This window comes from Pseudomonas sp. HK3 (genome assembly GCF_052920985.1).
In genome coordinates this window covers 40,839-59,189 of record NZ_JBREXD010000001.1, presented here as the reverse complement: position 1 = coordinate 59,189, position 18,351 = coordinate 40,839, and the positions used below count along the sequence as shown (strand labels likewise).

Annotated in this window: 13 protein-coding genes; 6 read left to right on the top strand and 7 right to left on the bottom strand. The window is 39.9% G+C overall.

All coding sequences use genetic code 11. The features are described 5' to 3' along the window. Positions 1-192: 192 nt before the first annotated feature. Positions 193-1,806: a spermidine synthase gene (locus ACU6U9_RS00185; RefSeq protein WP_446733077.1), complete on the top strand. Its 1,614-nt coding sequence runs from the start codon at positions 193-195 to the stop codon at positions 1,804-1,806. Between the two features lie 5 nt (positions 1,807-1,811). On the opposite strand, the gene ACU6U9_RS00180 is transcribed toward ACU6U9_RS00185, so the two are convergent. The 3 genes from ACU6U9_RS00180 to ACU6U9_RS00170 all read right to left on the bottom strand — a co-directional run bounded on the left by ACU6U9_RS00180 (position 1,812) and on the right by ACU6U9_RS00170 (position 5,836). Then, positions 1,812-3,410 carry an NAD(P)-binding protein gene (locus ACU6U9_RS00180; protein ID WP_446733076.1) on the bottom strand — a complete coding sequence of 533 codons (1,599 nt, stop codon included), beginning with the start codon at positions 3,408-3,410 and terminating at the stop codon, positions 1,812-1,814. 750 nt (positions 3,411-4,160) lie between these two features. Beyond that, positions 4,161-4,328: a hypothetical protein gene (locus ACU6U9_RS00175; RefSeq protein WP_446733075.1), complete on the bottom strand. Its 168-nt coding sequence runs from the start codon at positions 4,326-4,328 to the stop codon at positions 4,161-4,163. 548 nt (positions 4,329-4,876) lie between these two features. After that, the gene (locus ACU6U9_RS00170) at positions 4,877-5,836 is read right to left on the bottom strand and encodes a manganese-dependent inorganic pyrophosphatase (RefSeq protein WP_446733074.1); all 960 of its coding nucleotides are present in this window, start codon (positions 5,834-5,836) and stop codon (positions 4,877-4,879) included. A 597-nt stretch (positions 5,837-6,433) separates the two neighbouring features. Between ACU6U9_RS00170 and ACU6U9_RS00165 the strand changes: the two genes are divergently transcribed. Both ACU6U9_RS00165 and recQ read left to right on the top strand, forming a co-directional pair. Then, complete coding sequence (locus tag ACU6U9_RS00165; RefSeq protein WP_446733073.1) at positions 6,434-7,786, top strand: DUF945 family protein; 1,353 nt, start codon at positions 6,434-6,436, stop codon at positions 7,784-7,786. A 451-nt stretch (positions 7,787-8,237) separates the two neighbouring features. After that, positions 8,238-10,040 carry a DNA helicase RecQ gene (gene recQ, locus ACU6U9_RS00160; RefSeq protein WP_446733072.1) on the top strand — a complete coding sequence of 601 codons (1,803 nt, stop codon included), beginning with the start codon at positions 8,238-8,240 and terminating at the stop codon, positions 10,038-10,040. Between the two features lie 92 nt (positions 10,041-10,132). On the opposite strand, the gene ACU6U9_RS00155 is transcribed toward recQ, so the two are convergent. Beyond that, positions 10,133-11,221 carry a lipase secretion chaperone gene (locus tag ACU6U9_RS00155; protein WP_446733071.1) on the bottom strand — a complete coding sequence of 363 codons (1,089 nt, stop codon included), beginning with the start codon at positions 11,219-11,221 and terminating at the stop codon, positions 10,133-10,135. 74 nt (positions 11,222-11,295) lie between these two features. Further along, positions 11,296-12,282, bottom strand: a complete 987-nt coding sequence (locus ACU6U9_RS00150) for an esterase/lipase family protein (protein ID WP_446733070.1) — start codon at positions 12,280-12,282, stop codon at positions 11,296-11,298. 107 nt (positions 12,283-12,389) lie between these two features. Here ACU6U9_RS00150 and ACU6U9_RS00145 point away from each other — a divergent pair, with 107 nt between their 5' ends. Continuing rightward, positions 12,390-12,605, top strand: a complete 216-nt coding sequence (locus ACU6U9_RS00145; RefSeq protein WP_446733069.1) for a hypothetical protein — start codon at positions 12,390-12,392, stop codon at positions 12,603-12,605. A 271-nt stretch (positions 12,606-12,876) separates the two neighbouring features. Beyond that, positions 12,877-14,706, top strand: a complete 1,830-nt coding sequence (locus ACU6U9_RS00140; RefSeq protein WP_446733068.1) for a DEAD/DEAH box helicase — start codon at positions 12,877-12,879, stop codon at positions 14,704-14,706. 123 nt (positions 14,707-14,829) lie between these two features. On the opposite strand, the gene ACU6U9_RS00135 is transcribed toward ACU6U9_RS00140, so the two are convergent. Further along, on the bottom strand, positions 14,830-15,912 hold the full coding sequence (locus ACU6U9_RS00135; protein WP_446733067.1) for a DUF748 domain-containing protein: 1,083 nt from the start codon (positions 15,910-15,912) through the stop codon (positions 14,830-14,832). Positions 15,913-16,153: 241 nt separating this feature from the next. Here ACU6U9_RS00135 and ACU6U9_RS00130 point away from each other — a divergent pair, with 241 nt between their 5' ends. Next, positions 16,154-17,092, top strand: a complete 939-nt coding sequence (locus tag ACU6U9_RS00130; protein ID WP_446733066.1) for a YihY/virulence factor BrkB family protein — start codon at positions 16,154-16,156, stop codon at positions 17,090-17,092. Positions 17,093-17,168: 76 nt separating this feature from the next. Here ACU6U9_RS00130 and ACU6U9_RS00125 read toward each other — a convergent pair whose 3' ends face one another. Continuing rightward, positions 17,169-18,278, bottom strand: a complete 1,110-nt coding sequence (locus ACU6U9_RS00125) for an NADH:flavin oxidoreductase (protein WP_446733065.1) — start codon at positions 18,276-18,278, stop codon at positions 17,169-17,171. Positions 18,279-18,351 lie beyond the last annotated feature (73 nt).

The following is an 18,351-nucleotide window of genomic DNA, read 5'->3' as shown; positions in this document are numbered from 1 at the left end:
TAAATGTTATCTTATCTATAGGAGATTGTAGTTGGAGTTTATTCTTTTGAATAAGAAATTTGTTTTTGAGTTCTGACATTGTTTATTGCTCAGGTTTGTTTCAGTTGTTCGATCGTTCTCATGTGTAATTGTAATGATCTGTTTTAGTATTGATATGTTGTAATTTTGGTTGTGTCTTCACTCGGTGTAAAATTGAATTTATTTAAAAAGTTAAATCATAGTTTCTTGGTAGTTATTGTTGCTCTTTGCAGTATTACCTATGAACTTATTTTTGCCCAGGCGTTAACCATTACTTTTGGTGGCACGGTTGTTCGCTATTCTATCACTATTGGTTTGTTTTTATTATTTTTAGGTGTCGGAGCTTTACTGTATCGATTCCTAAATATTAATAAAATCAAACGAAATTTTATTCTTGTTGAGCTGATGTTGTGTGTCATTGGCCCAGCTGGTTTGTTTTTTATTATTGGTTTAAATAGCACTGCTTATGAACCGTTTTATTCAGAGAACGGTTATTTGCTATTGTTAATTCTGTCGCACTTGCCAATTGCCTTAGTAGGCTTATTGTCTGGCTTAGAGTTACCTTTGTTATCTGATTTGTCGGAGCAGGAAGACGGGGCTTTTTCGACAACGCTTGGGTTTGATTATATTGGTAGTTTAATCGGCTCTGTGCTGTATGCCGTTTATTTCTACCCTGAACTAGGTTTAATTAAAACTGCTGTGATTATAGGTGCGCTTAACTTAGTGGCAGCTATGTTGTTTTTGCTCATGTCAGCCCGTGATACCGCAAGAGGTATCGTTATCGCATTGGCTATAATTGTGGTTGGATACGCTAGCTTATGGTCGGATATTGATAACCTAGAAGACCAAACTTACAAAACGTATTACTCTAAAGTGATTACAGATGATTACTGGTCTATGGATGATGAGGTAGAAGAAATTGAGGTGACAGGGTATCACCGTACTCCTTACCAGGAAGTTATTTTTTACGATATTTACCGCAGCTATTCAGATGAGCCCGACCAGTGTATGAATCTCGATAAGCATGTGCAAATGTGCAGTAGTTGGGTAGATGACTATCACCATGGTTTAATTGATGTGCCGATGGCGTACTTATCTGAGGTACAGTCTGGTCGTAAGCTTAACGTTTTACTGATAGGTGGTGGAGACTGGTTGCCCGTTAAGCAGTTGATGCCTTATCAGGTTTCTATCGATCATGTTGATATCGATAAGCAGTTTACAGAATTAACGAAGCACCATCCTCTGCTAAGAAATATGCACCAGCAGGCTTTTTATTATCAGGACCTTCATACCTATTACGAAGATGGTTTTGCTTACCTGAGGAACAATAAAAAAAAATACGATTTGATTGTTCTTGATTTACCTGGTTTGTTATCCGATAAGTTGATTCATTTTTACTCACAAGAGTTTTTCCATTTTGTTGCTAACTCACTTTCTAACAAAGGCTTGGTTGTAACGTGGGGGTACCCGAAAGATGCATTTTACGATCATTATCAGGTTATGATGAGCACACTGTATCAGGCAGGTTTTCGCGATATGATGGAGTATTACGCCTATGATGATCATGATCAGGCGGGTGAGACGTTCTATTTGCTGACAAACCCTGATAACAAAACTGTTCCGGAAGTAAACTATGCAATGAACAGTTATATTAATAAGCATTCAGACAAATACGAAAGTCAAACCTATTGGCAAGAGATATTCGAAACTGAAGAAGATAGCAATAGCATCTTTCATCCAAATAATAATATTATTGTTAAAAAGCCGATTCGTTTCTCCGGGTCTTAAGTCATCTATTTGAGGATCTGCTTCGCCGCTCGGTAGCCGCGATCAAACGCCTCTTCGAAAATAGAAAAACCGCTCATATCTGAATGGGCGAAGAATAGACCATTATCACTTTTGTTATCCTGTGTTCGCTCACCTGACCAAATAGATCCTACCTTTGGAATCGCCATTGCGTGACCCCATATCCATATATTAATAGATGTGATGTGTTGCGAAATCCCTGGATTCATGGTTTCTAGGTCGTTGAGTATGTCTGTGTTCCAGTCTGTTCTATTGCGAGAAAGCATCCATTTTCTTGCCTCTTTAGGTTCTAGGTGGCTGATGGGCCAGTAGTATGACAAGGTGTATTCATCGTTCCTGCTTTTCCCCGTTTGATGTTGCGCGTAAATATACCCAAGGCCTTTGCCAAGATAATTAAAATTGTCCCAGCTCAGTCGAGCATGTTTGTTGCCAGGAACCTTCGTTGTTGAAATGGTGGCTACAATCCAGGGTGCGTATTCTGGTATGGCGCGATATTCTTTCAGCCCCTTTAGCAGGTATTGATTAATAAATTTCGGGGTGGCCATAATAAGTTGTGAGCACTTATACGTGACCCGACTTTTTGACGCAAAGTCTTGGCAATACACGTAATAATAGCCATCTTCATGTTTTACCGAGGTCGCCATGGTATTGCTAGTAATGTGACCATCAACACTGGTTCGAAGCTTATTAACCAGCCATTGATTGCCTTCAGGCCAGGTAAGAATAGAGTCGTCACCGGTATTAGCACCAAACCCCTGTCTTGCACAAAAGTAATGGAGACCTGCCCAGGCTGATACTTTCTCAATCCCTGTACCGAAGTCGTCTCTGCAGCAGTATTCTGCATACCAACTTAAAGGTGTGCTAGTGAAACCTTGTTGCGCCAACAGCTGTGAAAAGGAAATATTGTCGAGCTTCAGGATATCAGGATCTTTGGACGAGTCTTCCATCGGAATAGTAAAGGCCGTTAACCCATCTTTACCGATATGGTTTTTCCAGTTATTGATAAAAACAAAGAAGCGATCTATTTCGGAAATTTCTGAAGCGGACATCGTCCCATAAGGAAGGTTATCCTGTTCCCAGTAACGTCCATTGTTAATTCGTTCAATGGGGTGTTTACAGAAATAGTCTGGATTATAAAAAGGGATACCCTGTTTATCAAATCCTGTTATTACACCCGCATCTTTATAGAAGTTTATCAGAGGTTTAGAATTCAAATTTGAAACAGTAACGTAATGAGCACCATAAGGAAATTGAGTGCTGTTATTTCGTCCCCCTCTCGCATTACCACCTGGTTTATGCTCAAGTTCTACTAGCTTAAAGTTAGTCACGCCTAGCGTTTTTAAATGGTAAGCGCAGGATAGTCCGCTGACACCGCCACCAACAATAAGAATGGGAGTTTCAATAATGTTAGAAGGTTCATTGTTGGCGTGCGAATCACGAAGTTCATGGCCTCGCTGATGGTTTGCGCCCTCAATAACACCAGGGATTCGTTTGGCATGTTGGTCAATTGAATTAAAGCAGCCCATTACGGATACAACAGGTAGCGTCATGGAGGTTTTAATTATGTTTCGTCGTGAAATTTTCATTTAAGTAAAGTATCTATATTTTCTTCATTCTAACGTCTATTCGCCTGCTCGGAAATAACAATTGAAGTGAATTAATACGGTTTGATGGAATGCTTCAGATATTCTGTAATTTCGATCAGAGATCAGGGGTGTTTAACGAATAATTTAGGTATAAACGGTGCATTATTCTCGCAAGCTCATTTGTTTAATGGCAAGCAGTTGGTAAGCAAAAACTATACTATGAAATATTTAAGACTGCCGTCCGTTTTTTCTGTTGAATTTATGTTTTATGGTTTTCTAGTTGATAGAGCACGGCCATCATTATTTAAAAAGCAGCAACACATTTTGGGGTTTGTGCATGTTTTTGATGAGAGAGTAATTAAATGGTTGAACGTTGATAGCGGTGTCGAATAGTTAATATATCTGAGGTGGCGGGTGAAATGAATAATCCGTAAAAAATTATACCACGCAGAATAGGAAGTACGATTGAAATAAAGCCTCGGTGTTGATTTAGCCGGCAGAGTCATGCTTGTGGCACTTGCAGTTCTATATGATGCTAATTTTTCTAGACTTACAAAGATTAAGCTTATAGGTGTGATGATATCAACATAGGACAGTGTAGTTTGATAAAGAGCTACTGTAAGGCTGTGCTTGGTATAATTATCTGGGTATGGATATATTAGGATTTTGAAGTATGCGGATAATTATTAAAAAAACCACTTACGCCAAAAGGCCTAAGTGGTTTTTATGAATCAGAACTTTAACTTTAACTTAAGCTTGGCAAAGCAAGTTTAAAAAGTCTTTCGATTCTTTGCGGTCGGTGAATTCAAATAGGTGCGAGCCTTTTTGATCTTTCACGATGACTTTTAGTTTGTTAACGGCAATCGAGATGATTGGCGAAATAATTGAATAATGCTGACCTTGATGTGTATAAGGCATAGTAAATAAACTCTTCTAATGTGCGCAAAAGGCGCTGACTAAGTAAGAGCTGGATTATTGTTGTAAGGAATTTTAAAAAATTACGACATTCTGTTTCGAGTACAAGTTACTACTTCTCGAAAAAATGGACAATAAGTTAGCTCTGTTGTTTTTGTAGTGCTGTCTAACTGAGAGGGGATAGGCAAAACACAAATTATCACTTGGATAATTAGTTAAATAAACTAGATGGGAATAATTAACGCTTTGGATATTACGTGTAGGTGTTTAAAATGTAAACACTTATTTTATATTATTTTGGAATACTCCTTTTGATCGGGCGCGGGGCACCCTCGGACATTGCATGTGGGTGTTGTGAGTTGGCTGGTTGGGGGAGTGAGCAACTGCTTTATGTATTAGCATTGTAGGAGGGTGCTCCCAGTATGCTTGCTGCGCTCACGGGGTATGTAACCCCGCGCCCGATAGCCATAAAAAAAAGGTGAACCAATTGGTTCACCTTTTTACTATCTGCGGGCTTTTTATTAAAAAACCTTAAACCGGCGCTCTAGAGCTTAAGCTGACAAAACCGCCTGTACTGCTGGCATCAACTGGCTCTTACGAGACATTAAGCCTGGTAGGTACATCAGCTGGTCTTCAGTGGCTGCACCATAGGCTGTAGCAGCAAGTTCTGCTTCGGCATCAGAGTAAACCACTAAATGTGCGTTTTTGGTTTTGGTGTCTACGATGGCGAAGAAGATGAAATCTAGGCCTTGTTTGGCTTTTTCACCGGTCATTTCTTCAAGTAAGTCGGCTTTACGGTCGAGTAGCTGTTCAGGTAATAGGGTTTCAGCGACGCCAAAGCCCACTTTTTTACCGTTGATTTCGTAGTGTTTGAAGTCACCTTTTAATACATCGTAGGTTGATACGTCAGCAAGGTCCGACTTGGCTTCCATCATTTTTAGGCCAAAGTCGTATAAATCATCGATACCTGCGATTTTAGCTAGCTTCTCAGCGTATGGCTTATCTTGTGGGCAAGTGGTCGGGGATTCGAAAATCAGGGTGTCCGATAGAATACCGGCCAATAGCATGCAGGCTGTGGTTGGGGTCATTTCTTTGCCCATTTTTTCGAAACGATCTGCAAGGATAGTCGCCGCACTGCCCCAAGGGCGAATATCAACCGATACCGGTGTATTAAAGGTAATTGGCTGGTCTTGAATGGCGTGGTGATCGATGATGGCAACGATGTCGTTAGTATTTACATCTTTGTGTAGCTGGGTTTTTTGGTTGAAATCCACTAGGCCCACTTTTTGACCTTCTACTTTTGAGATCATTTTTGGCAGTTCAACACCGCAATAATCCACGACAAATGCGGTTTCTTTGTTCAATTCGCCTGCACGGCGTGGCTCACCACCAAATAATTCAGCTGCACCGATAGCTGAACCAATCGTGTCGCTGTCTGGGCTTAGGTGGCCTAACCATACTAGGTTGTCTGTTTCGTTGTTTTCTGGTGTTTCTAGATCAAAAAAAGCCATTCTTTACCTGTATAAATCAATAATTACTGGGCGAGTCTTAAATTTGGCGCAATTATAACCATAAAGTGCGTTTGGTTATAATAATTTAGTGTTCTATCCACATTATCCTAACAAGGCTTGGGCTGATGGTCTTGTTGCTCGGCAAGCCCAAAGCAGGAGATTGTTGTTAAGTGCTAAGTCGCAATCATAAGTATTTGCGTATATACACAGCTTAGAACTTTTTTAGGGGTGGCATCCTCTCTGTTTATCGGTTGGCTTTATAAAGCAATGTCGTGGGTTAAATCAAAGTGGGCACTAAAAAAGCGAACCTGTACCTGATGGTGCTAAATATGATCAATTTACTTAAACACTTTAACCGGACTGTTTGGTAGTGAAGGCCTACTTGTATGAATGCTGACTGGCGGCGTAAATTTGACCTGGCACAAGTAATGTTTCAGGGGTATTCAATTAAATCATCGTCGACAATTATTATGGGCTGTGCTTCACAGTATTACGGTGTGTTGTATGCGTATTTTACCTATAAATAGATAAAAATTAATTTGTTTACATGCAGAATATATTCTCTAGAATGCCGCGTGAAAACAAATGGAATTTAAAATGAAAAAGTCGATCATCATCCCCGCTGTACTACTTACTGCTGTTGGTATTACTAGCCCATATATAATGGGGCTGGTTGCAGAAAACCAGTTCACTAGTCAATTAGAAACATTATCAGTTGAATATAATTCAGAAATGTTCGTTTCGGACATTCACTTTAATCGTGGCTATGCCAAATCAGATGCCAGCTTTGTGATGACCTTTGCGGATCCAAGTAATGAAATTCCAACGATTTCAATCTTGTTTGAATCCAATATGCAGCATGCACCTGTTCATATGAATGAATTTGGGCTGTCGTTATTTGAAATTTATTCACAAGATCGCCTTTCATTTTCACAAGGCCCTGAAGAGTTAATTGCATTTGTAAATGAAAATATGGGTGGCTATATTCTTTCTGGTTATTCTCGTGCCAATGTACTGGGTAGCTTTGATAGCGTATTAAGTACTACAGATCTTGATTTTAGTAGTGAAGCTGGTGATCTTAATATTCAAATGGATTCAGTCGTGATTAACTCCAGTGGCCAGATAGATGGGTCAGAAACCCTATTTGATATTAAGCTACCGAGCACAAATATTGAAAGCGCGGAATTCAATGTAAAAATTGATAATCTATCGACGGTCGGTGATCGTAGAACGGATACTAGTGGTATTGAGCTAGGCAGCAGCGTAATGGAAGTTGCACAACTATCAATAGTATCTGCAATGGGTGAAGCTAAGATTAATAACATGACTTTATCAGCGGTGAGCGATTTAGTTGATAATAAAGTTGATACTAACTTTAGTTATATAATTGAAAGTATTGAATCGCCTTTGCCTGTTAGCTCTGCAAGTTACAAAATGGATGTGAACGGTTTATCGATGGCGTCAGCCTTGCTGATTCAAGACTTACAGCAGCAGTTAGATAACATGGAAATAAACCCTGAATCAGTTGATGTATATTTTAACCAATTATTAACAACGACCTTCCAACCTGGTTTGCACATTAATCAAGAACTAAAAGCGAATGCATTTGGTGGTGATTGGTTGGTAGAACTAGATGTAGAATACACAGGTGTAGATGGCGTTGAAATTGCAGCGTTAGCGGATCCAAAGGTTGCAATAAAAGCTGTTGCAGCCACTATGGTGGTTACTGCTGATAATAATGCATTATTAAGAACACCGATTGCACCAATGGTAGATGGTTTCCTAGAACAAGGCTTGATTAAGCTAGATAATACCAATGTAATCAGCGTTGCGAATTTAACCGCAGGTAAACTAACGGTTAATGAGCTCGAAATTCCGGTCGAACCATTAATTGATGCATTACTGCTTAAAATTGCTCAGTCACAAGAAGAAGACGCTGCTATTAATTAATTTTAATACACGCCTTAATATAATGGTTGATAATGTGGCCATACTATAAAAAAAGTGAACCCAACTGTGTTCACTTTTTTTATAGTATGGCCACATAATTTTTTTAGATGTTGAATAAATTTTATCTAATAAGTAAGTCTATTGATGTGTTTACCTATATAAATAATTAATGAGCAGATTGAGTTAGAACTAGGTGTAACGATAACCATTTAATACGCGATGACATTAATGCATCAGTAATATGCTAGTACAGCTCGACCTTGAATACTTCAAGTAAAGTACCTAATGCAATTGCCCTATGAATAGGGATAACGTTTAGATATTTCCTTTCAATGATTATACACTCCCTATATTTGAGCTAATGGATTTTAATTGACCTTTTGCCATACAGCTGGCGGCAGAGGACATCAATAATACTAATACTTAACTGGCCCGAAAGAGAATCATTAATATGATGCAATCAGCCTACAAAATTTTAAATACGGTATTCGGTTACGGTGCATTTCGGTCACCACAAGACCAAGTGATTGATGCTGTATTAAATGGCGAAGACGTCTTTGTGCTTATGCCCACAGGCGGCGGCAAGTCGTTATGTTATCAAATACCGGCTTTAGTTCGCCCAGGTTTGGGAATTGTTATCTCGCCATTAATTGCCTTAATGCAAGACCAAGTGAGTGCGCTTACTCAAGCAGGAGTGCGCGCCGCTTGTATGAACTCGGCCATGGGCAGTGATCATAATTTTCAAGTGGAACAACAAGCTCTAAGGGGCGAGTTGGATATTATTTATATTGCACCAGAGCGTTTAGCCTTGCAGCGCACGCTAGATTGGCTGGGTCAGTGTACGCTTTCGCTATTTGCCATTGATGAAGCACATTGCGTGAGTCAATGGGGTCATGACTTTCGCAGCGATTATTTACAGCTCAGCGTATTGCAGAAAATGTTTCCGCAAGTGCCACGTATTGCATTAACTGCCACGGCCGATGCTAAAACCCGTGACGAAATTATTTTACGCTTAGGGTTAGAGAGTGCCCGGGTGTTTGTATCTGGGTTTGATCGTCCTAATATTCAATATCGTATTACGCAAAAAAATAACCCCAAAAAACAGTTACTCACGTTTTTACAAGCCGAGCACTCTGGCCATGCGGGTGTGGTGTATTGCTTATCACGCAATAAAGTCGAAGCCACCGCCCAATGGTTAAGCGAACAAGGTGTGAATGCCTTGCCGTACCATGCAGGTTTAGATAAAACCATTCGCCAGCGAAATCAAGAACGTTTTCTACGCGAAGAAGGTATCGTCATGGTCGCCACGATTGCTTTTGGTATGGGGATTGATAAACCGGATGTGCGGTTTGTAGCGCACTTAGATTTACCTAAAAGTATAGAAGCTTACTACCAAGAAACTGGTCGAGCAGGGCGTGATGGAGAACCGGCCACTGCGTGGATGGCGTACGGTTTAGAAGATGTAATCAAACTCAAGCAAATGATGGCGGGCAGTGATGCCAATGAAAACTTTAAACGCATCGAGCAACAAAAACTAAACGGCATGTTGGGTTTGGCTGAACTGACGACCTGTCGTCGTCAAACCTTAATCGGTTATTTTGGTGATACGTTAGCCGAACCTTGCGGTAATTGTGATAACTGTTTAACCCCAGTGCAAACCTGGGACGGCACAGAGGCTGCGCGTAAAGCGCTAAGCTGCGTGTATCGAACCGATCAGCGTTTTGGTGTGGTGCATTTAATTAATGTGCTGCGCGGAAAAATCACTGATAAAATAACACAATTTGATCATCATAAAGTATCGACCTTTGGTATTGGCCAAGACTTAAGCGATGCCCAGTGGCGTTCGGTTTTTCGTCAGTTAGTGGCACGTGGTTATTTGAATGTGAATTTTGATTATGGCCAGTTATTTTTAAGTGATACCAGTCGCGCTATTTTGCGCGGTGAAGAATCATTAATGTTACGTGTTGATACCATGCAAACCAAAAGCAGTATGGGCGGCGGTAATAAAAAATCTAAATCGATGGATATTGATGATAACGATCTTGCCATGTGGGAAGCGCTGCGTGCATGTCGTAAAAATATTGCCAGTGAACAAGGTATCCCACCGTTTATGATCTTTCATGATGCCACACTAAAAGATATGTTGGATAGCAAGCCGAGTTCATTAGAAAGCTTTGGTAATATTAATGGGGTAGGGCAAAAGAAATTGGATAAATATGGAGCTGATTTTTTGGCTGTTATAAATACGAATTGATTGAATATATTTGATGTTGCTTGCAATGCCGAATGTATCTTTATACTTGCAGTGTAGAGCGTATTGGGCATTGCAGACGACCTAAACTTTAATTACTTAGTATTATCTGCGGCAATCTTATCTAACGCACTGATACGTACTAACTCACTGCCTGAAAAATGTTGTTGGCGTATATCTTGTAATAATTGTGTTTTTTCTTCTTGTGTATAGTTTGAGCTAGATAATATTTGTTCGCTTTCAACTCTATATTGTGTCACACGGGATGCCCATTGTGCCCGATTTTGATCTAATGCAGCTAAGTTTTGTGCAGCTTGTTCACCATAATTATCAACACGCAATTGATTAATTGCGGCATCATCCGCGCCTTTTTCACGTAGTGCTTTCTCTTGTGCTTTAACGTTATTAACCAAGCTGGCCTGCTGTTCTTGTTGAGATATCCATGATGGTGATGCACTGTTTAATAATTCATATTCAGTCTGTTTTTGCTCAGCGGTTAAATCGTGATTGCTTCTAATAGCGACTTTTTTGATCATGTAGTCGTCGTATTCATCTTCTTGTTTGTAAAAGGCAAGGCTTGCCTCTTGTGAAAAAAACAAACTACGTGATTCTCGTACGTTTTGCTTCATTTCTTTCACTTTTTCAAGGCTGTATGTTTGATCATCGTAGCGTGATGAAAAATCATTTTTAATTTCGCCGATGTGGTTTTGGTACTGTAAAAACCCTTCTAGTAACTGCATGCCTGTCGTAAGCGCATTACCTGATAGTTGCTGAGTTAGAGCATGGCGAATACGTACAATGCACTCTGCTAGGGTATCTTCACCCATAGCGGATAAATAAAATTCGAATAATCGTTTTACCTTCGTATTAATAATTAACTCACCTTGCGTATTCGTATCGAGCGGACTGGGTGGTGGGCTGTCAGCGAGTGACTGCGGTAAGCTAGCATGGAAGATAGCCGCTTGTTCTGCACTTAGTTCAGCTGTGTTAAATAACTCGCGAATGCTTTCTTTTGATACTGTTTTTTCAAATTCAATAGGCTTGTTTGCATTTTTATCAGTTGAATGATTTAAATCCAGTGTTGTGGGTGTGTTTTTTGTTAGTACAAAACTGCCGATAACTAGTACGGCACATGCAATGCCGACACTAAGACCTACGCGTTTATTTAATATTGGTTTATTCATAGCTAACTCTGTGGGTTACAAAATGAAAGCATGGGTTTGTAATGTCTACAATCCCATGTTCCATAACTCAGATACTACAAGCCTGCTTTTTTCAAGCGGCGAGCATGTTCTACATATAAAGGCACTGGGCTGGTTGTCCATAAACCACGTAAGCCAAACATGCCATTGATTTCATCGGCATGGTTACCCACATAATCATCACGGATCACTTTACCAAAGTGCGTTGAGCAGCGGGGTACTAATCCATCGTGATCATTGCCTGCAAAAACAGACGTGATGGCTAATACTGCATCTGCTGGATCAAGTACATTTGAATTAAGTAATGGATTGTAGGTAGCCGACCATGAATAGTAACGCACGCCATTTGAGCTATGAGCCCCATCGTTTACTGAGTAGTCTTTTACATACTTAGGCCACCACCATCTGCCAACATTTTTCTTCGGTACCGTTTTACATGACGTGCTGCGAACACCTTGTGGATATTGCGCATTGTATAATAATGCATCTTTAGTATTCAGAGCACGAATGGTTGCCATGGTATCAACGGCTTGGTTAGGTTCACCCGCAAGAATTGCTTCAAAAGTGGCGATAGCATTACCAAGGGTGACGGCTAAGCCTTCTAATGGTGTGCCGTTCACTTGGTCGGCTACAGGTGAGCCAAAGTGCGGTGTTGCAATGGTGGTGATAGAAGCCACCAAATCAGGGCGTACTGCTGCCACATAGCGTGAGGTATTACCGCCTTGAGAATGGCCAATTAAATTTACTTTGCTTGCGCCAAGAGTGGCGAGTAAATCTTCAATGTAGGCTAATAAAATTTCACCGCGTACTTCATCACTGTTCCACCCTGGAACCTGTGGTGTGTAGGCAATCGCACCCACGCCGCGCAGTGCGCTTTTAACGCCATAAAAGTAGTCGGCTAACATCTGGTCAAACCCAGCGTGGCCATGCACAAGTACAATGGGATGTTGCGTTTTCCCTGATGTGTCTGCTTGGCTTGAAAACGAAGCTATTAATGCACATAAAGAAAAAGCAATTGCCTTACTTATTTTTTTTATTTTCACTGTTTTTCCTATTTTTATTATTTTATTTTGATGAGGGGCATGACTTCATTTAAAAGTCAGGTGCACTATATCGAAGCTAAAAATGAAAGACTGAAAAATGTAATATTATGGCAATATTTGCCTTAGGTTTTTTTATATCTGATGAATATGCCTTAAAAATAAGGATGAAATCGCCTATTAAAACCGTACGTTGGTACAGTAAAAATAAAAATTTTATTCGTTATTATTTTTTAAAACAGTTTCCAATAACTGAGAAAACAGTTGTTTACCGAAAGGTTTTTAGGAATTTAAAAAAGCGTGGTGTATATCGTGTGTTGAATTAATCTTGTTAGACAATATTACATCGCTAGCATGAACTTATATATATATATATTTATGCTTTGAATAACTCAGTAGCAAGGCATTTTTGTATCAGAGCTAACCAGTTGTTGTGGTCAATAGGTCGCTTGTATGCGTGGTTTCACTAGCAGGTGATTATTTTTTGACGATTAAATGCTGCATGAATATAAGTAATAATTAACCGTCTAAAGTTATAGATCTAACTTATCTTTTGTTATGATAGCCTCATCCCATTCTCCATAGGCCCTCAACTGCGTGGCAAGTTTTAAACTTAGAGATTATCAACAAGAAGCCGTATCTGCGACGCTTAAACATTTTCGTAAAACCAATGAATCTGCCGTGATTGTATTACCCACTGGTTCAGGTAAAAGCTTGGTGATCGCCGAGCTTGCCCGTTTGGCCAAGCGAAAAATATTGGTACTCACTCACGTTAAGGAATTGGTCGAGCAGAATCATTTAAAATATGAAAGCCTAGGTTTAACGGCGGGTATTTATTCTGCTGGCCTAAAACTGAAACAAACTCAGCATCAAGTCACATTCGCCAGTATTCAATCAGCGGCCCGCAACCTAGACGACTTTAACGAAGCCTACTCATTAATTATTATTGATGAGTGTCACAGGGTGAATCTTTCGAGTGAAAAGCTAGATAGTCAAGATGATGATCAAGAAGTAAACAAAAATAAAAGTGAATCAAGCAGCAATCAATACCAACAAATTATTCATAAACTGATGATGGTTAACCCTGACGTGAAATTACTAGGATTAACAGCAACCCCTTATCGCCTAGGTATGGGTTGGATTTACCGCAGACATTATCGAGGGTTTGTGCGCAGTGAGCAGCAGCGCCCATTTGAGCATTGCATTTACGAACTGCCTTTACGCTATTTAATTAAGCGTCAATATTTAACTGAACCTAAATTAGTGGATGCCACTATTGAGCACTATGACTTCAGCCGTCTTAAAGGCAATGCTGCAGGCGAATATAATACGACGGATGTAAACCATTTATTAAGTAAAAATCACCGCGTTACCAAAGGCATTATTGAGCAAGTCATTGAGCTAGGGGTAAAGCGTCAAGGTATTATGATATTTGCTGCCACGGTTGATCACGCAAAAGAAGTGTTTAGTTATTTGCCTGCGCAATATAGCGCGCTGATTACAGGCGCGACTGATAACATTGAACGTGATCATTTAATTAAGGCATTTAAACAAAAACAGATTAAATACTTAGTTAATGTATCGGTATTAACCACAGGCTTTGATGCACCCCATGTGGATATGATTGCCATATTGCGCCCTACACAATCAGTAAGTTTGTACCAACAAATTATCGGTCGAGGATTACGTTTAAGTGATAATAAAAAAGATTGCTTGGTGATTGATTATACCGGTAACGACTTTGACCTTTACCAACCTGAAGTGGGGGAGAAAAAACCGAATAGCCAGAGCCAACCGGTACAAGTGGTTTGTCCTAGCTGTGAGTTCCCAAATATATTTTGGGGGATCTGTGATGATGACGGTGATTTAGTTGAGCATTATGGTAGACGATGCCAGGGTCTCATAGATGACCTTAGTGGTGCACAATTACAGTCACATCAATGTGATTATCGCTTTGTGTTTAAGGAATGCCCTCATTGTGGCGGTGAGAATGACATTGCGGCACGTACTTGTCTGCGCTGTAAAGAGGTGTTGGTCGACCCTGATGATATGTTGAAAAAAGCACTGCAACTTAAAGATTCGAAAATTATTCGCTGTGCCGGAGTGAGTTTAGATAAAGTTGATAAAAATGATCAGTTGAAAATCACGTATCATGATGAACAAGGTGTAAATTTAAGTGAAACGTTTGATTTTTCTAAACCAAATCAAGTTAAAGTGTTTAATGACATTTTCTCTAAACGTATTAGTATTAATATTGGTGCCAAATTAGGTACCACAGAAAAGTTCGAAGTAACAAGCCTTGACCAAGTATTAAAGCTATCGAATATATTTCCTTTCCCTGATTTTGTTATAGCCAAAAAGCAAAAATATTACTGGCGCATTAAAGATAGAATATTTGATTATCAAGGGTCATTACCGAAAAGCTAATGAGTTATGATTAAAATTTCGGTCTTTAATAAATAATGCATGTAAATTTTTCAATTACTTTACGCTGTGGGACTAATTTTAGTAAACGCTAATCAGAGTCTTCTTCACTGCCTTTTCGTTTGTTTAGGCTTCAGGTTCTGGAACCGAATTCTCTACTTTAAGATCATAAGCCTTGATGAATGCGTTTTTGAGTATGCCTAATATGCCATCGATAACAGAGATATCTGGGTCATTCAATGAGCCTTCAATGGGGATGCGTGTTGCTATTAGATCTTTATTGTCGTTTTCAAATAAACTAGCAAGTGCGCCGCCCATCATTTCAAGTAAAACCGCTATTGGATGATCATCATCTTCAACGACATCTTCATGCCAAGAGAATACATCTAAATTATATACTCCCACTTTTATATAGCCGGTTACATTACCATTAGCGGATTTTAATTCGCTAGCCATGTCAATTTCTCCTGCCTCAACATCAAAAGGGGCATAGAATTTTACGATATCCTCAATGTACAATACCGGTAGCTTTGCCATTTCGAGGTTAAGATCAAACGTGGGCTTACTTGTATTAGGGTCTAAACTGCCGTCTATTTTAATTTCGGCATGGTTTTGAATGTCACCCGTTGCTGCAATTTTGGCGGTTGTGTTGATACCTTGAATGTTTGCAATATTGGATGCGTCGATATTTATATTTTGTATCGTTAACTTTGCACGCTTGAGTTGTGATTTTGCGTCCATCGTAAAATCACCATTTGTGATTGTTAACGTATTTATCGAAAATGGAATGATGTTTTGAGCCAGGCCTAGCCACGTTTTTTTATCTTTTTTTGACGTTGATTCAGGCTTTTTATTCTTAGAGCGCTCGTATAAACTAAGTTTAGGCTGGGTAATCGCTATCTTTGTGACCAGTTTACCTTTTAGTAACGCCTTCCATAATATTGAAATATCGATTCGCTTTACAGAAAATAACGGTAGGTCTTGTCCGTCTTCAGTTTTTTTGATGTTAACTTGGTGAATCGTATAAGAACCTCTAAGAAGGGCCAAGTCTATGTCGCTTACTGTACCGCTAATACCTTCTGCTTGTTGTATTGCTCGGTTTATATACCATGTGGCGAGACTGGGTGCTGATGCTCTAACAATGAGTAAAAACATGACTGTACTGATTAAGACGATGGTAGACACCTTAATCGACTTATGCCAATTCATATTGTTTCCTTAGGTTTAGCTACTAATCGTTAAATTTTGCAATTATTAACACGACATGAATAATACCGAGATGATGTGCCGTATACCACACTCATATTTGATTTATATTTAACTCAATGACGGTTAAAAATAGAGTAACCTAATAGGTATAGTGTTTAAGTTATATAATAAGAAATGGGAAAGCATATAGACGGCAAGCGTATCCTATTTAAAAAATGCGTAACATTAAGGTTCAAATATCATGAATTCAAAGAATAAAGTGACGCACCCTCAGCAGTTTTCAATCAAAAATTGGTGGGAAATAACCAAGCGTGTCATACAAAAAATTCAAAAAGATAATATGTCTCTTATTGCAGCAGGGGTTGCATTTTATTTTCTATTGGCAATATTCCCCTTATTAGCCGCGTTAGCTTCTATGTATGGCCTTTTTACAGATCAACAAACACTGGTTCAGCATATTGGTCTTTTGGTTGATGTGATTCCAGAACAAGGTAGACAAATAGTAGAAGCCCAGATTGGAAGCTTAATATCAACGGATAACAGTGCATTGAGCTTAGGGTTCATTTTTAGCTTCTTGTTGGCTGTGTGGAGCGGCGGTAAAGGCTCAGTTGCACTCATCGGTGCATGTAATATAAGTTACGAAGAAGACACCGCACGCTCATTTTTTATGATGATGCTTGTTCGAATACTGCTGACACTAGCAACCGTCATGACCATGTTATTGATGTTGCTACTAATTGTCGGTATTCCATTGGTACTTAATTTTCTTGATGAGTCAGTTCAAACGTTACTGGGATGGATCACATGGCCAATCTTATTACTTGTATTTAATGTTGCGCTGGCAAGTTTGTATAAATATGCGCCACACCGTGCATCTGCTAAATGGCGTTGGGTTACGCCTGGCGCGGTACTCGCCACTTTATTTTGGTTAGTGGGGTCGTATTTTTTTAATTTATATATTGGTGAATATGCCAGCTATAGCAAAACGTATGGCTCTATGGGTGGCGTGGTGATTTTATTAATGTGGTTTTATGTGACGGCTTACACCATCTTACTTGGCGCAGCAATAAACGCATCAACCGAGTTGCAAACAGCGCAAGATACAACAACTGGAGACGAGAAACCAAAAGGGGAAAGGGGAGCATTTGTTGCCGATAATGGCCCAGAAGATACCAAGTGATAATATAGTGTCAATTTTCACCTTTAATAAAGCCCTAAACAATATTAGGGCTTTATTTTATATCAAATGTAAATGATTAAACTAACGCCATTAAGTCTTCTTTTTTAAAGGCTTTCAGTTCGTCTAATTGATCTTGCTTAACTTTGTTAGCCCAATCAGGGTTGGCAATAAGGGCTCGGCCTACCGCAACTAAATCAAACTCTTGTTTATCGATACGATTTAACAGTTGGTCAAGGCTTGCGGTTTCAGCTTCGCTGAAGGTTGTTTCACCCGGCTTGGGCATAAAGTCTTCATTTAAACCAATACTGCCTACTGTGATGGCAGGCTTACCTGTGATTTTTTGTGTCCAACCGGCAAGATTTAAGTCACTGCCTTCAAACTCTGGTTCCCAGAATCGGCGTTGTGAGCAATGGAATATATCGACACCCGCTTCACTTAGTGGTGTTAAGAATTGTTCAAGTTCTGCTGGTGTTTGTACCAAACGAGCGGTGTAGTCTTGTTGTTTCCACTGTGACCAACGCAAAATAATTGGGAAGTCAGGGCCAACCGCTTTGCGACACGCTTTGATAATATCAATAGCAAAGCGGCTACGGTTCTCCATTGAACCGCCATACTCGTCTTCACGCTGGTTAGTACCCTCCCAGAAAAATTGGTCGATTAAATAGCCATGTGCGCCGTGCAGTTCGATGGCATCAAAACCAACGGCTTTGGCATCGGCAGCGCCTTTGGCAAATGCAATGATCACATCTTGGATATCTTGTTTAGTCATTTCATAGCGGCTTTGTTTACCAGCTACAAACATGCCCGAAGGCGTATAGCCAGGGACATCACCTTCGGGCATTACGCCTGATTTACGTGCGCCACCGACATGCCAAAGTTGAGGGGCAATTTTACCGCCAGCATCATGCACAGCATCAACCACTTTTTTCCAACCTGCTAAGCGTGACTCACCATGCATATAGGGTACGTTTGGGTACCCGCTAGCGGCAATGTGGTCTATGCAGGTGCCTTCTGTAATGATTAAGCCTACACCGCCTTCTGCGCGACGGAGATAATAATCAACCGTGTTTTGCCCTGGAATATTGTTGTCCGGAGAAAAATTACGAGTCATGGGCGCCATGACGATTCGATTTTTGAGTTCTAGGTTGGCAAGTTTAAACGGTTTAAAAAGGCTGTTGATACTCATGCTGTGATCTCGTTATTTAAAATGAGGCGATTGCCTGTGCATTTAATTTGATGCTTAAAATAATTAGGTTGTC